The following is a 19,339-nucleotide window of genomic DNA, read 5'->3' as shown; positions in this document are numbered from 1 at the left end:
AAGCCCTCGGAAAACTGACCCCGATCGAATTTGAGACAATCAACAACATGGCGCTAGCCGCCTAAAAACTATCAACCCCACGAGTCAACCAAACCGTGGGCAGTCCCCTGTGTGCCACCGATGTACATGACAGTACGTAGGTCGCGGACACGGTTCATGAGACACGAGGCACCGTTCTGAGCGCCCGGGTTGCTAGCCGTTCAATGGACGGTCGTTCATGCACTTCTCCAGCTGTTCGATTGGATCGACTTCGGGCAGCAGCTTGATGTACTTCTGGGGTACCTGTGCGGGCCTTTTCACCGAGCGGGGTAGACCAGCACTGCTGGCTGCAGCGTCGACCTTCGTCAGGCGGAGCTGAAGCATGAGCGGTCAGAGACCGTCTTATGGGCAGAGTTCGAGGCTGGGCGCGGGGTCAGCCGAGTTCGTAGAGGATGTCGGCGTCGTCGGGCAGTCCGTCGAAGATGCTCAGGTCGGAGGTGATGTCGCCGATCTTGGTGAGCTGTCCTGGGGAGCTGGTGAGCTCAAAGATCAGGGCTACTTCATCTTTAGGTGCGTAGTAGACGACGTCGCCTGGCTGGACGTCTTCGTAGAACGGACCGGTTTCGGTCAGTGGTGCGGCGGTGGCGCCGAAGTATTCAATGTCGATGTTCCGCACTGAGGGGATCGTCATTGGAAGGGCAGCGACGAGATCCTGTGCGGCGGCTGACTCGTTGAGAGTGGCCGTGATGGTGGTGTCGTCAATGGTGATCGTGATGGCCGTGCTGCCAGCTGATGGGGTTGCGCTGCTGTCGGTAGGAACTTCGGTGGTATTGGGTGCCGCAGAAGTTGCGGTCGGTGTGGCGGAGGGTTCTGATGCAGTGCCGGAAGAGCATCCGGCAAGTATGAGGGCCGTGGTGGCGCCAAGGATGAGGGCAAGTGTCTTTCTCATGTGTCGTGGTCTTTCGTTTTCGTGGTGGATACGCGCGTGGGGTGTTAAGGCGCGAGGGTGTTACGGCAAGGGGCTTTATACGGTGCGGTCGATGATGGACATGTTGACTGCGTCCATGCGTTCTCCGACGACAGTGAGCAAGGCGAGCTGCTCGTTCATGCTGCTGAGGTCGGTGGCGGTAAGTTCGATGTCGAGGGCGCCGAAGTTCTCGGCGAGGTGGCTGGTGTTGCGGGTTCCGGGGATCGGGACGATCCATGGCTTTTGTGCCAGCAGCCAAGCGAGGGCGATCTGGGAAGCGGTCGCGTTCTTCTGGTCGGCAACGCGATTGAGAACCTCGACGAAAGGCATGTTCGCAGTCAGGTTTCCGGCAGTGAAGCGCGGGAAACCGGATCGGATGTCGTCCGCGGGGTCAAAGCGGGTGGCGGGGTTAATTTTGCCGGTGAGGAACCCGGCGCCGACAGGTGACCACGGAACGAAACCGATACCAAGGTCCTCGCATGCATCCAGGACACCGTTTGATTCAACATCGCGGGTCCAAATGGAGTACTCGCTTTGTACGGCGGCCACGGGGTGGACGGCGTGGGCGCGGCGGATGGTTGCGGCGCTTGCTTCGGAGAGGCCGAAATGCAGGACTTTGCCCTCATTGACGAGCTCTTTGATTGTGCCCGCGACCTCCTCGATGGGGACGTTGGGGTCGACGCGGTGCTGGTAGTAGAGATCGATGCGGTCGGTTTGCAGACGTTGCAGGGACTGCTCGATGACGGTCCGGATGTGGTCGGGGCGGCTGAGCGGCGCGCCGGTTCCGGCGACGTCGAACCCGAACTTGCTGGCGATGGTGACTTCGTCGCGGAAGGGGCGTACCGCCTGGCCTACGAGTTCTTCGCTGGTGTAGGGACCGTAGACCTCGGCCGTATCGAAGAAGGTGACGCCGCGTTCGTGGGCGGCGCGCAGTGCTGCGATGCCTTGGTCGATGGGGGCGGCCGGGCCGTAGTTGGCGCTGATCGCCATCGCCCCGGCGCCCATCTCGGAAACACTCAGGGCGCCCAGATTACGTGTACGCATTGACGTCGGGTTCGCTGAAACAGGAGCAGCAGGAGCAGCAGGAGCAGCGGGTGAGGCGGCGCGCGTGGCGGTGGTGACGCCGAGTACGGGCACGGCAACAAGGCCCGCGCCAAGTACTGCGGCGCCGAACTCGCGGCGGTTGATTCCTCGGCGGGGAGTGGTGTCGGTCATCGTTTGTTATCCGTCCTAATTGGGTGGTTCGGCCTCAGGGCCGGGTGAGAGTAGCGGGTGAGTGGGGAGCGGCGAGAACAATCTCGGGGGTTCTGATAGCTCGCCGGGGCAGGATCGTTCCGGGGCGCAGCCGAATGTGCTCACCTGTCGAACTGCTGAATGGGGTGGGGCTTTGTCCGCGTCGTGCCTGCGGGTGGTCCGTCACTGGTAGTCCGCTGCACGACTTCTTACTGTTGTGCGGCGTGGATGATCGGACGGAGGGTCGTGGCGATGATGATCGATCCCGCGACGAAGACCAGGGCGACCAAGGGGATGGCCGCGACGCCGAGGAAGTCAAGGGTGATGCCGCCGACGGTGGAGCCGGTGGCGAAACCGGCTTGCGCGAGAAGGACGCCGATGCTGGTCGCCATCTCCGGTGCGCGGCGCCCGGTGAGAAGAATGCTCTGCTGGTAGGCGACCACGGCCGCGGCTATGCCAGTTCCCCACAGAGCGACAGCGATTAGCACGACGACGAGGTTTCCGTTGCTCAGGAAAAGAAACGCGAGACCCACAGCGACGGTGACCGGCGCTGCGATGAGGGCGGCGAACACGGACTTGTTCGACACGCGGCTGATGAGGATGGTACCGACGAGACCGCCGATGCCGATGAGGAACAAGGTGACGCTGGTGATGTAGGTGGGGACGCCGAGGTTCTCGAGGTAGGCGTCGATGTAGGTGAGGATGACGAAGTGGGCGAGCATCACCAGTGCCCAGCCGATCGCGACACGCAGCACGCCCGGAAGCCGAGCGGTTTCCATCAGTGTGAGGCTTTTCTGCACTTTTACGTGTACGGCCGGGACGATGAATGACATCAAGATTCCCGCGATGAGGGCCAGTACGGCAGCCGCCAGGAACGTGATCCGCCAGCCGAACGCGTTGCCCGCCAGAGATGCGATGGGGGCGCCGAGGGCGGTGCCCAGGCTGGTGGCGGCGAAGATGACAGTGATCGCCTTACCCGCGTGCTGGGGTCCGGCGATACGGATAGCGACGGCGGGAAAGAGGGTGCAGATTAGGGCGTAGCAGGCGCCGCCGAGAAACCGTCCGGCATCAGCGGCGAACAGGTTCGGTGCCGCCGCGACGACCAGGTTGCTGATCACGAACACGATCATGACCACGTTCAGTGCCGTGCGGCGGGAGAAGCGGATCGCGATCGCGGTCAGCGGCAGAACGAGGATCGCGTTGCCGAGAGCGTAGAACGTGGTCAGGGTGCCCGCGCCGGCGGCGGTGACGTCGAGGTCGGCGGCGATGTCGCTGAGTAGTCCGGCGGGGCTGAGTTCGATGGCGACACCGAGGAACCAGGCGAATCCAAGGATCAGTATCGGGGCCCAAGGGAACCGGGTGGTGACGACAGGTGTCGCCTCAAGTTCCATGGTCTTTGTCATTGGGCTTTTTCCGATTCTTTGGTGAGAGGTGCGGTGGTGGTGAGGATGGTCCAACGGGTAGCGGGCGTCCCGGTGCCTGCCAGAGGTGCGGGCGTCTGCCGACGATGACGACAGGTTCGATGGCGGGTCTGATGGTGGCCGCGCATCAGCTCGCAAGCAGCAGGCGTGTTACGTAATTAAGGCCCTAGATCATTCGCTGGGTGTGATGCGGACGGAGGCCGATTTAGGTGCGGCGCCCTGCATGATCGGTACGGCGGAGCTGCCGGGGTATTTGGCCTCGTAGGCGGCGTCGATCGCGGCCTCGTCCGTGGTACCGGCCGCTGCGAAATGTGCCTCGTAGTACTGGCCGTTGACGCGGATACGGCCGGCTTTTTGAGTAATTGCCGCTTGGTACCAGCGCGAATCCTGGCCGTTGGCGGCGCGGACGTAGACCGTGTCGCCGACGATAAGCGCCCAGGTCTGGGTGGGAGTGCAGTAGGTGGTGCCGTCCTCGCGGAACGGAGAGACGAAGAGATCCTCGTTCTTCGCGATCGCGCTGAGGACGTCGGGGCTGAAGGTGGACATGGTTGTTCTGCTTTCCAAATGGGTGAGGAGACCAAGTCGTGGCGGGGCGGATGCCTGCCACGCCTTGGTCCGCATCAGAGGGGAGGGTTTTAGAAAAGTTCGAGGATGGGCTGGTTGCTGGATTCGACGTAGCGTCGACGCATCCGCACGCCGAACGGCCCGTAGGGGTAGTCGTTCGGGGTCGGGGCGCTGACCATTTCCAGCTGCGCGGTCGCTTCATCGCCGAGGTCGAGGTCGGCCGTAACTAGGTTCTCTTCGAGTTGCTCGAGGGTGCGGGCGCCGATGATCGGTGCGACGACACCGGGACGGTTGCCGATCCAGCTGTAGGCGACCTGGGCGGGGGTTGCTCCGAGATTCTTCGCGACCGAACGGACAGTCTCGAGGGTGTCCCAGTTCTGGTTCTTGGCGGCGAACGCGCCGAAGATGTGCTCGTTCATGGGGTTGCCCGCGCCGGCGCGCGTGCCTTCTGCCCACGCTTCGCCCTTGTGGTACTTGCCGCTGAGGAATCCGGCGGCCAGCGGAGACCAGGGGAGCAGTCCGATGTTGTTGTAGAGGGCAGCGGGGATGATCTCGAACTCGATCTCCCGATCGATAAGGCTGTACTGCGGCTGCAATGTCACCGGCAGTTGCAGGCCCATGGCCTTCGCGGTGGACACGGCGAGCTGCAGCTGCCAACCGGTGAAGTTCGACAGGCCAATGTAGGTGATCTTGCCGGCGTGCACGGCGTCGTCGAGGAACCCGAGGGTCTCCTCGATCGGGGTCAGCGGGTCCCAGCCGTGCAGCTGATACAGGTCGATGTTCTCGCGGCCGAGACGGGCCAGCGACGCGTCGACAGCGCGGGAGAGGTTGCGGCGGGAGGACCCGTTCTCATTGGTGTCCAGCCCGGTGCCATAGCGGCCCTTCGTAGCGAGGACGACCCGGTTGGTGACATCAGCGGGGCGGCTGGCGAACCAGCGGCCGAGCAGCTCCTCGGAGGCGCCGGCGCCGTAGACGTTGGAGGAATCCAGGAGGTTGCCGTCAGCTTCGACGAACCGGTCGAGGATCGCGAACGCTTCAGCTTCCTTGGTTTCGGTGCCAAAGCCCATCGTGCCCAGGGCGAGGTTGGAGACGCTGATGCCGGTTCCGGTGAGGGTGCGGTACTTCATGTGATGGTGTCCGTTCTGGTCTCGGGGGTTTCTGGTGTCGGGTGTTCTAGGCCTGGGAGGTGGGCATGGCCCACAGCTCGGCCATGGAGGATCGGGCTGGACGGGTCACCATGAACGCGATGCTCTCGGCAATATCTACCGGCTGCAGCGGCACGGGGATCGCCGCGCCGTCCGAGGCGGCCAAGTCGTCCTGGACCTTCTGGCTGTTCTGCGAGACGAGCTCTGTGGCGACCGCTCCGGGCTCGAGCACTCCGACGCGGACCTGCAGCTTGGTGACTTCCTGTCGGAGTGCTTCGGTGAAGCCGTTCACCCCGAACTTGGTCATGTTGTACGCGGCGAAGTTAGCCCACGCCTGGCGTCCGGCGATCGAGGAAATGTTGACGATGTCCGCGACGCCGCGCAGGTCGTCCTTGGCGGACGTGAGCAGGTGAGGCAGGGCGGCTTTGGTCATGTAGAGCAGGCCGTTCTGATTCACGGCGATCATCTGCTCCCACTCCTCCACGTCGGTGTCCACGACGTGTCCGAGCAGCATGAGCCCGGCGTTGTTGATCAGGATGTCGAGGCGGCCGAACCGCTCGACGACGCTCTGAATGGCCTGCTCGGCCTGGGCGCGGTCGGTGATGTCCGCAGCGACGGCGAAAGCGGCGCCGCCGACGGTCTCGATCTCGGTCACGAGGGTGTCGAGGCGGTCCTTGCGGCGGGCGACGACGGCGACGGTCGCGCCGTGAGTGGCGAGTTCCTTCGCGGTCGCCTCGCCGATCCCGCTGCTGGCGCCGGTGACGATCGCGACGGTTCCGGTCAACTTCAAAGCCATGAGGTGTGTGTCCTTTGCTGGTGATCTGGTGATCTGGTGCCGCGGGTCAGCGCGGCGGGATGGTGCGGGTCAGTTCGGGTTGGATCAGCTCTCGTAGTTGAGGGAGGCCGACAGCTCGCGGTGGGCGTCGATCTGCCCCTGGATGACGGCGAGGTTCTGCTCGACGCCGCCCATGACATCGGCTCCCGCGAGGAAGCGCAGCGGCAGCTCCTCGGAGTCGGACAGGGTGACCAGTGCCTGGCCGAGTTTCTTCGGGTCGCCGCCCTGCTGGCCGTTCATGCTCGACCACACCGCGATGGTTTGCGCGGTGCGCTCGGAGTAGTCCTCGATGACCAGTTCGGGCCAGATGGTGGAGGAGCCCTCGACGAGCAGCTCGGTGCGGAAGAACCCGGGCTCTACTGCCATGGTCTTGATGCCGTAGGGCTCGACGTCGTAGCGGAGCGATTCCATCCAGCCCTCGAGGGCGAACTTCGACGGTGCGTAGGCGGCGCAGAACTCCTGGCCGAGAAGGCCGGCGGCGGAGGTGATCGTGATGACCTGGCCGGAGCGCTGCTTGCGCATGACCGGCAGGACGCTGCGCGTGACGTTCAGCGGACCGAAGAAGTTGGTTTCCATTTGCTTACGCAGCTGCTCGTCGCTGATGTTCTCGAAGTAGCCGGCGTAGAAGTTGCCGGCGTTGTTGACGAGCACATCGATGCGACCGAACCGGTCGACGGCTGCCTGGGCTGCGGTCTGCGCAGCGGCGGGGTCTGTGATGTCGAGCGACACGGCGAGCAGGTTCTCGTGCTCACCGATCGCGGCGAGCACCTTGTCGGCGTTGCGGCCGGTGGCGACGACCTTGTGGCCGGCGGAGAGAGCGGACTGGGCGATGTCGATGCCAAGGCCCCGACCCGCACCGGTGATGAACCAAACGTTACTGTCAGCCATGATCTGCCTTACTGTCGTGCGAGCCGGCAGTCGCGCCGGCCCTGATGGGGTGATAAATCCAGTCAGCGACTTCCGCGACGCGTGAGGCAGTCACTACCTATCCGGTTAACACTGGGGACCCCCTAAGGGCGAGCTGCAGGCGTACATTCGAAGACATGGACACCCCGAACGACATCCGCGAGTTCCTGACCAGCAGACGCGCCAGGCTCACCCCCGAACAAGTCGGCATGCCCGACTTCGGTGGACGCCGCCGAGTGCCAGGTCTGCGCCGCGAGGAAGTTGCCCTCGTCGCCGGGATGAGTGTCGAGTACTACGTCAGACTCGAGCGAGGCAACGCCAAAGGCGTCTCCGAGGCCGTGCTCGAGGGCATCAGCCGCGCGCTACAACTCGACGACGCTGAACGCACCCACCTGTACGACCTCGTGCGAACCGCCAACGAAGGCGAGCACCCCCGGCGCCGCCGCGGTGTCACCCGCCCCCAGCAGATCCGCCCCGGCCTTCAGCAACTCATCGACACCATGACCGACGTGCCCGTGTTCATCCAGAACGGCCGCCTCGACATCCTTGCCACCAACAAGCTCGGCTACGGCGTGTTCTCCGAGCTCTACGTTCAGCCCCAGCGACCGGCCAACTTCGGCCGTTTCGTCTTCCTCGATTCCCGCGCCGACGCCTTCTACCGGGACTGGGACGACGCCGCTTACGCCACCGTTGCGCTCCTCCGCGCCGAAGCAGGCCGCTCTTCCCACGACCGGATCCTCAGTGACCTCATCGGCGAACTCTCCACCCGCAGCGAACCCTTCCGAACACTCTGGGCATCCCACGACGTCCGCGAACACCGCACCGGTATCAAACTCATCACCCACCCGATCGTCGGAGACCTCGACCTCCACTTCGAAGCCATGGACCTCTCCGCTGACCGCGGCCTTCAACTCATCGCCTACAGCGCCCCTCCCGGCTCCCACACCGTCGACGCCCTGAAACTCCTCGCCAGCTGGACCGCGACCAGCGACACGGCTAGACAACGCGAAGCCACCCCCACAGACTCCTAACCTGCAGAACCAAAAAGCCTCAGTCACCTCATCCGATCGTCCATACCGCTAGCGCAGTTGGAGCAGCTTGGATAACCCAGACTCTGACCATCCGCTGAGGATTCCCCTACGGGCACTCCCGCAGGCCGCAGCGTCGACACCCCGCCACTTCCTTGAAAAAAACCCGCCATTTCCAGTGAAATTCTGTGGATCGCAGGGCTATGTGGCCGTCCTTTCGCACCGCTATTTGGCGTATCGAACGAACCTGGTTGCGCCGAGCCCGCCCTGTGCGCAGCAGAGGATGCGTGGCTCGGCTGCAGCTAAATCGGTATACGCTGTGGATGTTGCCGACCGAAGGAATCCCCCGTGTCTCCCCACAACGAGCACTCCTCTCAGGAGCACATTCCCGGCCCGGATGAGCCGACCGTCCCAGAGCTCGCGGTTAACGAGACCATCGCGCCGCGTCCGGAGGAAGAAATCGCCGACGTCCTGCGGGCGAAACCAGACGTCGAAGACCACAGCCAGCATCCCGAGTGACGACACTCGGGCATCGGGTGCGAAAGTGACCCGGGTTGAGGCGCCGCGTCCCCTCCAGTGATGTTCCGACCTGGCACGGGCGCTCCCAGCGGCACTTGCTTAGCCTCGATCCACCCTTGACGGGCTGGGTCTGCGCCGAGTCACCCATACGTCGTCGGCAACGGATCGGGAGGACGCAACCGCCCTGCGGATCCATGCCGTCGTCTCCGCGGTGCGGACTGCACGCCCACTGCCCGTAAGAAGGATCCCTAATCGACCGGTCGCTCGTGCAGGGCGATATTCAGCTGGCGGAGCCAGGACGGATACAGACTCCGCAATGGTCCGCCGAAGAGAGTCGCGGCACATCGGTCTCGGACACGAGCCACGGAATACGGCGTGCCGTCCTGCGCGCGGTTACTTCCAGGTGTTTTATGGACGGTCGTGCGCGGAACGGCCGGATGGGTAGTGGCGTCCCGGGGTGAGATACACAGTGAGGATGGACCAGCGGGCATGTGTCCCCTGTACTCCTATGAGTCTGGGACGTTTCCTGTCGTCTTATAGTCACGGCAATTGTCGGATGCGGATCTGGACGATCTGTTGCCGTCTACACAACGTGAAAAGCTAAGCCTTGGCAGTTCGACGAATTGCACTCAGTGGACCGCGGACTGGACGAGCACCGGGCAGTGGGACAGTCCGTTCCGCTGTTAGTTGCCACAGAGCCCTTACGCCAGCGTGTCGTAGAATCGTTGAGGGGGCCCGTCTGCACGCTATCCGAAGGCTTCCATGCACACCGCGTCCCCCTCCGGTCCTGCTCGCGCGGGGTCCTGTCGAGAGGCAGCGTCCGAGAGGACGCGCGTCCGGCCGGACATTCAGGGCCTGCGTGCCCTGGCGGTCGTGGTGGTGGTGCTGGATCATCTGATTGGGTGGCCGAGCGGCGGCTTCATCGGCGTGGACATCTTCTTCGTCATCTCGGGCTTCCTCATTACGGGGCTTCTTCTCCGGGAGTACGAGAAGGCCGGGCGCATCTCCTTCGGTGACTTCTACCGGCGGCGTATCAAACGCATTATTCCGGCGTCGCTCGCCGCGATCGTGGCCACCCTCCTCGGGGCCTTCGCGATCTTCAGGCCCTCCCGCTTCCTTGAGACGGCGCAGGATGGCGCGGTAGCGGCGCTGTTCGGCGCCAACTGGCGCTTCGCAGCCGGTGGCACCGACTACTTCCGGGCGAACGTACCGGTCTCTCCCCTGCAGCACTTCTGGTCCCTGTCCGTTGAGGAGCAGTTCTACTTCGTGTGGCCAGCCGTCATGCTCCTGGTGCTGGCACTGGTGGCGAAGCACCCGAACGGTGGCCGCGCGCGGGCCCGGCTCTGCGCCGGACTAATGATCGGACTGATCTCCGCGGCATCCTTCGCCTGGGCTTTCTGGGAAACGCAGACGTCACCTACCCAGGCCTACTTCTCCACGTTCTCCCGCGCCTGGGAACTCGGCGCCGGTGCGGCTCTGGCCTGCGCCGCACCGCTGTGCAGCCGACTCGCTGCGAGGGTACGTCCGCTGCTGGCTTGGCTGGGCATCGGACTGATGGTGGCCGGGCTGTTCGTCGTCGACTCTTCCTCGGGTTTCCCGGCACCGTGGGCACTTCTCCCTGTCCTCGGTGCGGTCCTCGTGATCCTGGCCGGCACCGGTACGGAAAGACACCCGTTCCTGCTGCCCCTCACCAATCCCGTGAGCGGTTACCTCGGCAACATCTCCTACTCGCTGTACCTCTGGCACTTCCCGGTGATCATCATTGGCGGCGCCGTGTTCCTCGACCGGGGTCCCTTGTTCTACCTGGGCTGCGCTGCAGCGATGTTCCTCCTCGCGGTGTTCTCCTACCACCTCATCGAGGACCCCGTCCGCAGGTCCTCCTGGCTCTCCGGGCGAAGAGTAGGGGCCGAGGGAACGACGACGACGCCGGACAGGAAGGCAGCCCGAAAAGCGGCGCGGGGGGCCGGCTTCCAGCGGGCCGCCATAGCTGCCAGCGTCACGGCCGTCCTGGTGACAATAGCGGTCCCCCTCGTGCCAGAGCACGCCCGGGCCATCGAGCTGAGCGGCACAGACGCGCCCGGCGTGTCGAATGAGACGGCCATATTGCAGGAGCAGATCCGCAGTGCGCTCGAAAAGGAGGACTGGCCGCAGCTAGAACCCAGTATGGACGAGGCGATGAAAGGCCCGCTGGCTCCCGGAGAGATTAGCGCCTGCGGCGGTACCGGACGCTTCGATATCAGCGAGTGCACGTGGGGTGACCCTAATGCCACCCGGCGCGCAGTGGTTGTCGGCGACTCGATCGCCATGTCCTGGGCGTCGACAGTGCGACACGTGTTCAGATCCGCAGATGGCTGGTCGGTCACCAGCCTCGCCTCGTCCGGCTGTACCTTCACCGACATCCTCGTGAAGAATCCTGCCCCGAAACTCGTGGCAGCGTGCGAAGGGCGGAAAGCGCAGGCTGTAGAGGCTATCACCAGACTCCGACCAGAGGTCGTGATCATCTCCAACACGTATGAGCCGCGAGTCCCCACGGGTCGAGACGAGCCAATGACCCCGGAGGAGTGGAAAGACAGCACACAAGAAATCGTGTCTCGCTTCAGCGATTCCGTGGGCTCCGTCGTATTCCTCTCACCACCACCCCTCACCACAGACATCCAAGAGTGCTACTCGAAGATCGCCAATCCATCCTTCTGCGCCGGACAGATCGACACCCAGTGGCACACCTTCGCTGCCGCCGAAGAAGAACTCGCCGCAGAACTCGGTGCTTTCTACCTGAGCCCGGAACTCTGGTTCTGCACTGAAAATTGGTGCCCAAGCTTCATCGGGAACACTCCCGTGATGCGGGACCTTGTCCACATGACGCCGCAGTTCCAAACCAAAGTGGCGCCCGCCTTGCGCAATGAGCTCGAAAACCACGCCATCCTCGGTTCCCGACAGTCCTCCCCAGAAAATCCGTAACCAACCACAAAAGCGGCCCCCACTCCACATACGACAACCCACACTGCACAACGAGCACACGATGCCAACCCATCACTGACTCACACTCATATCGCGCACTCATGCCGTAGAAATCCGCCCGGGCAGATGGAGCAGCAGACCTGTTCTACGTTCCGGTCATCATCGGCGTCCTGTACATGGGGCAATTAAATGTTGACATAGTCAAAGCTGGCCACTCTATGAGCCCCGAACTGTCTTACCTACCAATCCCACCTCTCAGGCTGTTGTTCAGTAGCGAGAGTGCGTCGAGCAGTTCACCAACCTGCGGACGTCAATGCCTGAGCTTGCCGGAGGCGCGCAAGAGCCCTTGTTCGTCCCGGGACCCGCCTCGTGGTGGAGACGGCGGCCTCGACGAGGCGCAACCTGCAGTCGAGCGAGTCGCTCGAGGCGATCGCGCAAAGAATGTCCACCGCACTGGTGTCCTCCCCGTGGATTGCGATGTCGAGGGCGGTGCGCAGCGGCGTGGTGACGGGGATACCAGCGACCAGGTTGACGTCGAACGGCCCCAACGCCACCTGGTGCATGGCGGCATTGCTGAAGAGGGGCAAGGAAGTAGTCCGGCGTCGGTGATCGGTCACCAGATTCAGCAGCAGGGGAGGGGGAGCACAGCCATAGATCCACGCAGCACACTGCCGGCCGAGAGCCACGCGGGGCCGCAGGCTCCGCGGCACCGAGCGTGCAGCACACTGGGCCCGAACTGTTGCGTCCTCCGGGAGATCGGTCCTCAGGTACGAACTTCCATAGATTCGGCGCACCAGTCCATCCAGCCTCATCGCCTGCAACTCCTCGGAGCTGAAAACTTCCCCCGCGTGAAAAAGCGCGCCGCCGGTGGAGGTGATCTCCACCTTGGAGGACGCTCCGGGCAGCGGAAGCATAGGCGGGGACGCTGAAGCGAGGCTGTCCAGGGGAGGCATTGCTCCAGCATCACCAACACGTAGCCAAAGGAAAAGCCTCCGCCCCCGGCATGTGGACAACCGGGAGCGGAGGCCTCGACGACGACGCGGCGCTGAAGCCCTAGGAGAAGTCCTGGGCCGAGCGCTGCAGCATCGTGAGCCATTGCTCACGGGCAGCAAGGGCTTCCTTGGCCGTGGTGATCCGCTTGGTGTCGCCGGCCCGTTCCGCTGCCGCAAGGTCTTCCTGAAGGGTCGCGATCGTTGCCTCGAGCTGGCTCAGGGCGCTGTTGGTGCGGGCCTTGGTCTCCGGATTGGTTTTCTGCCAGTGGGCGTCGTCAGCAGACTTCACGGCATCCTCGACCTGCCGCAGGCCGGCCTCGATCCGTCCCATGTCGGCGCGGGGAACCTTCCCTGCGTCCTCCCACCGGTCGCGGATGGATTGCAGGGCCTTCTTCGCTGCGGCGACGTCCCGAACAGGTACCAGCAGCTTGGCCTCCTTCAGGAGAGCTTCCTTCGTCGTGAGGTTGGACCCGTACTCTTCGTCCACCGCTTCGTTCGCTGTTTTACGCGCCTCGAAGAAGCGGTCCTGGGCTGCGCGGAAACGTGCCCAGAGGGCATCGTCGTCCTTGCGGCTGGCGCGCTTGGACGCCTTCCACTCGTCCATGAGCCGGCGGTACTCGGCCGCAGTGTGGCCCCAGTCCGTGGAGGTGGAGAGCTGCTCAGCCTTCGCGATCAGTGCTTCCTTGGCATGCTTAGCTTCGGCGTTGTCACTGTCCAGCTGGGAGAAGTAGGCGCGGCGGTGACGGTCGAAGACAGTGCGTGCCGAGCGGAACCTCTTCCACAGGGCGTCTTCGGTCCCGCGGCCGAGCCGGGGCCCGTTCTTCTGCGCAGCCTTCCACAGTTCGAACAGTTCGTTCATCCGGGTGCTGCTGACTTTCCACTGCACCGTTCCCGGGTCCCGGCCCGCAAGCTCTTCAGCCTCTGACACCAGGGCCTCACGCGCAGCGAGCTCCTTCGCCTTCACCTCGTCCTGAGCGGCACGCTCGGTCTTCTCGAGCTGGGTGATAGCTTCCACCAACGTGTCGATGCGGGCGACCAGCCCCACCACATCGCCGACCATCTTCCGCTCGCCGACCTGCGCGCGGAGGTGCTTGGCGGTCTTCTGCATATCGGAGGAGGGCGCCTTGGCCTGCACCCGCTGCTCGAGCAGGATCACCTGACTCGCGACGTCGTCGTACTTGCGCACGAAGTAGGCGAGCGCCTCCTCCCGCGTGGCGTCGGGGTACTGGCCTACCGGGTGTTCCTCGTCGTTGATCAGCAGGTAGACGTGGCCGTCATCCTCGACGCGGGCGAACTTGGCTGCTTCCTCGAGGGGTGTGCTGTGCGCCGGCGGTACGGCGATCGGCCGCTTCGACTTCCGGGACGGGCGCGGGGTCATCGCAGTGTGAAGCGGCGGGCGGGAGGACGCCGGCCGCGGAGCCGGAGCGGGGGTAGGGGGGGCTGGATCGTCGGCGCCTGACGCAGGTTCGACATCGGCCGGCGGCGTGGGAGCCACCGAAGAGTTCGGCACCGCGGAGGCTGCTTCGACCTCGGGAGCTGCTTCGGGTGCCCCTACCTCGGCTGCTTCGACCACGGGAGCTGCTTCGGGTGCCCCTACCTCGGCTGCTTCGACCACGGAAGCCGCCTCGGGTGCCTCGGTCTCCGGAGCTGCTTCGGGCGCTTCCGTCTGGGCTGCTTCTACTTCGGGGACCTCATGCGTCTGCCCGGCCTGGCCGTCCAGCGCTGTCTCCGTCGCTTCCGTTGCTGATTCTTCAACCGCTGACGCTTCCGGCTGAGCCGGCGTCTCCTCTTCTGTGGAGGTGCTGCCAGTGGTCATTTCGTCGGATTGCTGACTGTCTGTCACCGCTAAAAGTCTTTCGCTCGTCGGATGGGCGCGAACCGTGCCGCGGCCATTGTTTCAGGGCTGATGAGTCTATCGTTCCGGAGTCCATCGAAACCCCCGGCGGCGATGCACCCCTTTCCACCGCCGTTGGCGATGGTTCCAGGTACTCCAGCCCTGAGGCTACTTTACCCATGATGGTCTTCCCGCCGGTCTTCCGTTTCGCCCGCAGGGTTTCAGACCCTAAAATGAATGCCGCGCACCCCAGTTCCTCGACAGGAGACCATTCATGGCACGTAAGGCTTCATTGTCCGGCTTCCCGGAATGGCTTCCCGAGGAACGGTTGGTGGAACTGCACGTGCTGGACACGCTTCGTGGCGTCTTCGAGCTTCACGGCTTCTCGAGCATCGAGACGAGGGCTGTCGAGACCGTGGAGCAGCTGCTGCGGAAGGGTGACATCGACAAGGAGGTGTACGCCGTCTCGCGTCTCCAGGCCGAGGAAGCATCACCCTCCGAAGGGGGCCTCGCCCTGCACTACGACCTCACTGTGCCGTTCGCGCGCTACGTGGTCGAGAACGCGGGCCACCTCGCCTTTCCGTTCCGCAGGTACCAGATCCAGAAGTGCTGGCGCGGCGAGCGGCCACAGGAGGGCCGGGCGCGAGAATTTACGCAGGCCGACATCGACGTCGTGGGCGACGGTTCCCTACCGTTCCGGTACGACGTCGAACTTGCCCTCGTGGTGGTGGAGGCGCTCGGCGCCCTGCCCCTCCCGGACTTCACGCTGCGCGTCAACAACCGCAAGCTCGCCGAGGGTTTTTACCGCGGGATCGGCCTCGAGGATTCGGCAGGGGTGCTCCGCAGCATCGACAAGCTCGAAAAGATCGGCGCCGAGAAGGTGGGCCAGCTCCTGCGGGTCGAGCTGGGCGCCTCCGATGCGCAGATCGAGGCGGCCCTGGCTCTCGCTGGGATACGCACCGCCGACACCTCCTTCGTAGAGCGTGTGCGGGCCCTCGGGATCACCAACGACCTCCTGGAGGAAGGCCTGACGGAGCTTGAGCAGGTCATCGGCGAGGCATCCCGCCGCGCGCCCGGCCGAGTGGTGGCGGACCTCAGCATTGCGCGCGGGCTCGATTACTACACCGGAACCGTCTATGAGACAGTGCTGAACGGCCACGAGAGCCTCGGGTCCATCTGCTCCGGGGGCCGCTATGACAGTCTCGCCTCGAAGGGTAACCGGACCTTCCCCGGCGTCGGCCTCTCCATCGGGGTCACCAGGATCGTCTCCCGCATGCTCAGCCAGGGCTTCGCCTCGGCGAGCCGCGCTGTACCCACCGCGGTCCTGGTGGCACTGGCCGACGACGGCGCGTGGTCGCAGGCGCAGGACGTTGCCTCGGCACTGCGCACCCGGGGCATTCCGGTGGAGGTGGCGGCAAGCGCGGAGAAGTTCGGGAAGCAGATCAAGTTCGCTGACCGCCGGGGCATCCCCTTCGTCTGGTTCACCGGTGCCGATGGCACCCATGAGGTGAAGGACATCCGATCCGGCGAGCAGGTGGCAGCAGATCCGGCTTCGTGGATGCCGCCTGCCGCCGACCTCCGTCCCGTCGTCGGGCGGAACCCCGAGCCCGCGCGGTAGCGCATCAAGCTACGGTCGTCGCCGCACCCGCAGCACGACCATCCGCCACAGCACCCCGGCCGCCAGCACTGCGAGCATCGAGAGCACCGACACCGGGGGAAGGGTGAACGCCAGGACCAGGCAGCCTCCGGCTCCCACGACGTTCAGGAACCGCGGCGCGTACCACTGACGCTCGGGGAGGGTGAGGGCCGCGGCATTCGCGATGGCGTAGTAGAGCAGCACGCCGAAGCTCGAGAAGCCCACCACGGTGAGCACATCCGTGGTGAGCAGGAGGATCACCACCACGACGGCGCTGAGCACGTCAGCAGCCCAGGGGACCCCGAACCGCGCGGAGATACGGGACAGAACCCGCGGCAGGTCGCCCTCCCGCGCCATGGCCAGGGTGGTGCGGCCCACCCCGGCGATCAGCGCGAGAAGCGCCCCGAGGCTCGCCAGTGCGGCGGCGACCGTCACTGCAGTGCGGGGGATGGCACCGCCGTCGGCAGCCGATGGACGGGTGGGATCCGCCACTGCGTCGAAGACATCGCGCAGCGGCGCCGGAGAGTCGGCCAGGGGGCCGGGGCCGAGGGCGGAGAGAAGGGCGACGGCCAGTAGCAGGTAGAGCACCAGCGTGAACCCGAGGGCACCGAGGATCGCCGCGGGAATGTTCCGCCCCGGGTTCCGCACCTCCTCGCCCATGGTGGCGATCCGCGCATACCCGGCGAAGGCGAAGAACAGCAGCGCGGCGGCCTGCAGCACCCCTACCGGACCGTTGGGAGCCGGCATCCACGGCTCACCTGGTGCGGGAGAGGCGAACGCGACCACCACTACGAACGCGATCACCGGCACCACCACAGACACGATGGCACGGGTCAGAAGGGCGGTCCGCGTGACACCGAGGAGGTTCACGCTCGTCAGGGCCACCACGGCGGCGATGGCAGCGGCAGTCTCGAAGCCGGGCGCTGCGTACAGGCCGAACGTCAGGGCCATCGCGGCACACGACGCCAGCTTCCCCGTGACAAAACTCCAGCCCGCGAGGAAACCCGCCCACGGGCCCAGCTGCCGCCGTCCGTAGACGTAGGTTCCGCCGCTGGAGGGATACACGGTAGCGAGTGTTGCTGTTGCGGCTGCGTTGCAGTACGCGATGAAGCCGGCGACGACGACGGCGAGGGGGAGCCAACTGCCTGCCGCTGCAGCGGCAGGGGCAAGAACCACGAAAACCCCGGCGCCAATCATGGAGCCGACGCCGACGGTGGTCGCATCGAAACCGCCCATCGCCCGCCGCAGTCGGGGAGTGTCGGTCATTCAGTTCTCCCTGGCTCAGCATCGGATCGTCGCTTGGTTCTTCGCCTGGTTCTTCGCCTGGATCGGCCACCGGATGATCACCGGTAAACTCGGACAGGCTCGATCTAACACTATGCAGGTGAACACTTATCTGCGACACGTTTTGTGGGAAGGAATGCCGTGCTGCGCACGCATGAACTCGGATCTTTGGGGTCCGGGCACATTGGACAGACAGTAACCCTGGCCGGATGGGTTGCCCGGCGTCGTGATCATGGCGGCGTTGCCTTCCTCGACCTGCGTGACGCTTCGGGCATCGCCCAGGTGGTAGTGCGCGAGGAAGAGGTCTTCCACGGCTTGCGCAACGAGTACGTCCTGCAGATCACCGGAACCGTGCAGCAGCGCCCCGAGGGCAACGAGAACGCCGCACTCGCCTCGGGCAGCGTCGAGGTGATCGCCGAGAACGTCATCATCCTCAACACTGCCGATCCCCTCCCGTTCCAGATCGACGAGCACGTCGAGGTGGGGGAGGAAGCCCGCCTGAAGCACCGCTACCTCGACCTCCGGCGCCCCGCACCGCAGGCCAACCTCCGGCTGAGGTCCGAGGCCAGCCGCGTGGCCCGCGAGCTCCTGCACCGCGACGGGTTCGTCGAGATCGAAACGCCCACGCTGACCCGCTCCACGCCCGAAGGAGCGCGGGATTTCCTGGTTCCTGCGCGCCTGGCTCCGGGTTCCTGGTATGCGCTGCCGCAGTCTCCGCAACTCTTCAAGCAGCTGCTGCAGGTGGGCGGGTTCGAGAAGTACTACCAGCTGGCGCGCTGCTACCGCGACGAGGACTTCCGCGCGGACCGCCAGCCTGAATTCACGCAACTCGACATCGAGGCGAGCTTCGTCGAGGAGGACGACATCATCGCGCTCGGCGAGCAGCTGGTCGCCGCCCTCTGGAAGCTCATCGACGTCGAGATTCCCCTGCCCATCCGCCGCATGACCTACGCGGATGCCATGGCGAACTACGGCTCCGACAAGCCGGATCTCCGCTTCGGACTGGAGCTCACGGAGCTCACCGAATTTTTCAAGGACACCGGATTCGGTGTCTTCAAGGCCGGCGTAGCCGCGGGTTACATTGGTGCCGTCGTCATGCCGGGTGGAGCGTCCCAGCCGCGCCGCCAGCTCGATGCGTGGCAGGAATGGGCAAAGCAGCGCGGCTCGAAGGGCCTCGCCTACGTCCTGATCGACGACGACGGCAGCCTCCGCGGCCCGGTGGCGAAGAACCTGAACGACGCCGAACGCGAGGGCATCGCCGCCGCTGTCGGCGCCCAGCCCGGTGACTGCATCTTCTTCGCCGCCGGTGAGAGAACCCCTTCGCGTGCAATCCTCGGTGCAGCCCGCGGAGAGATCGGGCGGAGGACCGGACTGATCAAAGACGGTGACTGGGCCTTCGTGTGGGTTGTCGACGCGCCGATGTTCGAACCCGCAGCCGCAGCGGTCGCCGCAGGCGACGTCGCCGTGGGCGGGGGAGCCTGGACCGCCGTGCACCACGCGTTCACCTCACCCAAGCCCGAGTACATGGACACCTTCGACAAGGATCCGGAAAGCGCGATTGCGTTCGCCTACGACATCGTCTGCAACGGTAACGAGCTGGGCGGAGGCTCCATCCGGATCCACCAGCGGGACGTCCAGGAGCGGGTGTTCGCCGTCATGGGCCTCGGACAGGCGGAAGCGCAGGAGAAATTCGGCTTCCTCCTCGAAGGCTTCAAGTACGGCGCGCCCCCGCACGGCGGAATTGCCCTCGGCTGGGACCGCGTCGTCGCACTGCTCGCAGGAACCGACTCCATCCGCGATGTCATCGCGTTCCCCAAGTCCGGCGGCGGCTATGATCCGCTCACCGCCGCTCCTGCGCCGATCACTGCGCAGCAGCGCAAGGAAGCGGGAGTGGATGCGAGGCCCAGGGAGGCGGCACCGAAGGATCCCGCACCCAAGGACGCACCCAAGGAGGCAGTAGCCGTAGACACGTCCGCGTCCTGACCGGCGGCGCACACCATCCACGGAGCGCCGTTCGTCGGCCCTCCAGGCCGACGAC

The 19,339-nt window shown here is 65.0% G+C and carries 15 protein-coding genes; 5 read left to right on the top strand and 10 right to left on the bottom strand.

From position 1 onward, the window contains the following. Positions 1–412: 412 nt before the first annotated feature. The 7 genes from IWX75_RS14280 to IWX75_RS14250 form a co-directional block, all read right to left on the bottom strand. On the bottom strand, positions 413–928 hold the full coding sequence (locus IWX75_RS14280) for a cyclophilin-like fold protein (RefSeq protein ID WP_196822906.1): 516 nt from the start codon (positions 926–928) through the stop codon (positions 413–415). A 75-nt stretch (positions 929–1,003) separates the two neighbouring features. Continuing rightward, positions 1,004–2,161 carry an aldo/keto reductase gene (locus IWX75_RS14275; protein WP_334684357.1) on the bottom strand — a complete coding sequence of 386 codons (1,158 nt, stop codon included), beginning with the start codon at positions 2,159–2,161 and terminating at the stop codon, positions 1,004–1,006. A 227-nt stretch (positions 2,162–2,388) separates the two neighbouring features. After that, complete coding sequence (locus tag IWX75_RS14270) at positions 2,389–3,582, bottom strand: MFS transporter (protein WP_196822905.1); 1,194 nt, start codon at positions 3,580–3,582, stop codon at positions 2,389–2,391. A gap of 189 nt (positions 3,583–3,771) precedes the next feature. Continuing rightward, positions 3,772–4,146 (bottom strand): DUF2255 family protein, encoded by a 375-nt coding sequence (locus IWX75_RS14265; RefSeq protein WP_196822904.1) that lies wholly within the window; start codon positions 4,144–4,146, stop codon positions 3,772–3,774. A gap of 89 nt (positions 4,147–4,235) precedes the next feature. Beyond that, on the bottom strand, positions 4,236–5,291 hold the full coding sequence (locus IWX75_RS14260; protein ID WP_196822903.1) for an aldo/keto reductase: 1,056 nt from the start codon (positions 5,289–5,291) through the stop codon (positions 4,236–4,238). A 46-nt stretch (positions 5,292–5,337) separates the two neighbouring features. Then, on the bottom strand, positions 5,338–6,105 hold the full coding sequence (locus IWX75_RS14255; RefSeq protein ID WP_196822902.1) for an SDR family oxidoreductase: 768 nt from the start codon (positions 6,103–6,105) through the stop codon (positions 5,338–5,340). An 84-nt stretch (positions 6,106–6,189) separates the two neighbouring features. Continuing rightward, entirely contained in the window at positions 6,190–7,032 is an 843-nt protein-coding gene (locus IWX75_RS14250; RefSeq protein ID WP_196822901.1) for an SDR family NAD(P)-dependent oxidoreductase, read from the bottom strand. Positions 7,033–7,187: 155 nt separating this feature from the next. Between IWX75_RS14250 and IWX75_RS14245 the strand changes: the two genes are divergently transcribed. The 3 genes from IWX75_RS14245 (at position 7,188) to IWX75_RS14235 (ending at position 11,555) form a co-directional block, all read left to right on the top strand. After that, a complete protein-coding gene (locus IWX75_RS14245; RefSeq protein ID WP_196822900.1) occupies positions 7,188–8,081 on the top strand; it encodes a helix-turn-helix transcriptional regulator in 894 nt (297 codons plus the stop codon). Between the two features lie 345 nt (positions 8,082–8,426). Further along, positions 8,427–8,597: a hypothetical protein gene (locus IWX75_RS14240; RefSeq protein ID WP_196822899.1), complete on the top strand. Its 171-nt coding sequence runs from the start codon at positions 8,427–8,429 to the stop codon at positions 8,595–8,597. Positions 8,598–9,359: 762 nt separating this feature from the next. Further along, positions 9,360–11,555 carry an acyltransferase family protein gene (locus IWX75_RS14235; RefSeq protein WP_196822898.1) on the top strand — a complete coding sequence of 732 codons (2,196 nt, stop codon included), beginning with the start codon at positions 9,360–9,362 and terminating at the stop codon, positions 11,553–11,555. A gap of 293 nt (positions 11,556–11,848) precedes the next feature. Here IWX75_RS14235 and IWX75_RS14230 read toward each other — a convergent pair whose 3' ends face one another. Together IWX75_RS14230 and IWX75_RS14225 are read right to left on the bottom strand one after the other, a co-directional pair. Then, the gene (locus tag IWX75_RS14230) at positions 11,849–12,508 is read right to left on the bottom strand and encodes a hypothetical protein (RefSeq protein WP_196822897.1); all 660 of its coding nucleotides are present in this window, start codon (positions 12,506–12,508) and stop codon (positions 11,849–11,851) included. Between the two features lie 100 nt (positions 12,509–12,608). Beyond that, positions 12,609–14,390 (bottom strand): DUF349 domain-containing protein, encoded by a 1,782-nt coding sequence (locus tag IWX75_RS14225; RefSeq protein ID WP_334684356.1) that lies wholly within the window; start codon positions 14,388–14,390, stop codon positions 12,609–12,611. Between the two features lie 265 nt (positions 14,391–14,655). Here IWX75_RS14225 and hisS point away from each other — a divergent pair, with 265 nt between their 5' ends. Then, entirely contained in the window at positions 14,656–15,999 is a 1,344-nt protein-coding gene (gene hisS / locus IWX75_RS14220) for a histidine--tRNA ligase (protein ID WP_196822895.1), read from the top strand. A 9-nt stretch (positions 16,000–16,008) separates the two neighbouring features. Here hisS and IWX75_RS14215 read toward each other — a convergent pair whose 3' ends face one another. Further along, on the bottom strand, positions 16,009–17,283 hold the full coding sequence (locus tag IWX75_RS14215; protein ID WP_196822894.1) for an APC family permease: 1,275 nt from the start codon (positions 17,281–17,283) through the stop codon (positions 16,009–16,011). 159 nt (positions 17,284–17,442) lie between these two features. On the opposite strand from IWX75_RS14215, the gene aspS reads away from it, so the two are divergent. Further along, positions 17,443–19,284, top strand: a complete 1,842-nt coding sequence (gene aspS, locus IWX75_RS14210; RefSeq protein ID WP_196822893.1) for an aspartate--tRNA ligase — start codon at positions 17,443–17,445, stop codon at positions 19,282–19,284. Positions 19,285–19,339: the final 55 nt, after the last annotated feature.

This window comes from Arthrobacter sp. CAN_A6 (assembly GCF_015751715.1).
Lineage (GTDB): Bacteria > Actinomycetota > Actinomycetes > Actinomycetales > Micrococcaceae > Arthrobacter_D.
This window is presented reverse-complemented; position numbering and strand designations above follow the sequence as displayed.

What these genes read in the sequence shown, in the direction of transcription:
- IWX75_RS14280 (WP_196822906.1), bottom strand. Translation starts at nt 928, where the DNA reads ATGAGAAAGACACTTGCCCTCATCCTTGGCGCCACCACGGCCCTCATA.
- IWX75_RS14275 (WP_334684357.1), bottom strand. Translation starts at nt 2,161, where the DNA reads ATGACCGACACCACTCCCCGCCGAGGAATCAACCGCCGCGAGTTCGGC.
- IWX75_RS14270 (WP_196822905.1), bottom strand. Translation starts at nt 3,582, where the DNA reads ATGACAAAGACCATGGAACTTGAGGCGACACCTGTCGTCACCACCCGG.
- IWX75_RS14265 (WP_196822904.1), bottom strand. Translation starts at nt 4,146, where the DNA reads ATGTCCACCTTCAGCCCCGACGTCCTCAGCGCGATCGCGAAGAACGAG.
- IWX75_RS14260 (WP_196822903.1), bottom strand. Translation starts at nt 5,291, where the DNA reads ATGAAGTACCGCACCCTCACCGGAACCGGCATCAGCGTCTCCAACCTC.
- IWX75_RS14255 (WP_196822902.1), bottom strand. Translation starts at nt 6,105, where the DNA reads ATGGCTTTGAAGTTGACCGGAACCGTCGCGATCGTCACCGGCGCCAGC.
- IWX75_RS14250 (WP_196822901.1), bottom strand. Translation starts at nt 7,032, where the DNA reads ATGGCTGACAGTAACGTTTGGTTCATCACCGGTGCGGGTCGGGGCCTT.
- IWX75_RS14245 (WP_196822900.1), top strand. Translation starts at nt 7,188, where the DNA reads ATGGACACCCCGAACGACATCCGCGAGTTCCTGACCAGCAGACGCGCC.
- IWX75_RS14235 (WP_196822898.1), top strand. Translation starts at nt 9,360, where the DNA reads ATGCACACCGCGTCCCCCTCCGGTCCTGCTCGCGCGGGGTCCTGTCGA.
- IWX75_RS14230 (WP_196822897.1), bottom strand. Translation starts at nt 12,508, where the DNA reads ATGCCTCCCCTGGACAGCCTCGCTTCAGCGTCCCCGCCTATGCTTCCG.
- hisS (WP_196822895.1), top strand. Translation starts at nt 14,656, where the DNA reads ATGGCACGTAAGGCTTCATTGTCCGGCTTCCCGGAATGGCTTCCCGAG.
- IWX75_RS14215 (WP_196822894.1), bottom strand. Translation starts at nt 17,283, where the DNA reads ATGACCGACACTCCCCGACTGCGGCGGGCGATGGGCGGTTTCGATGCG.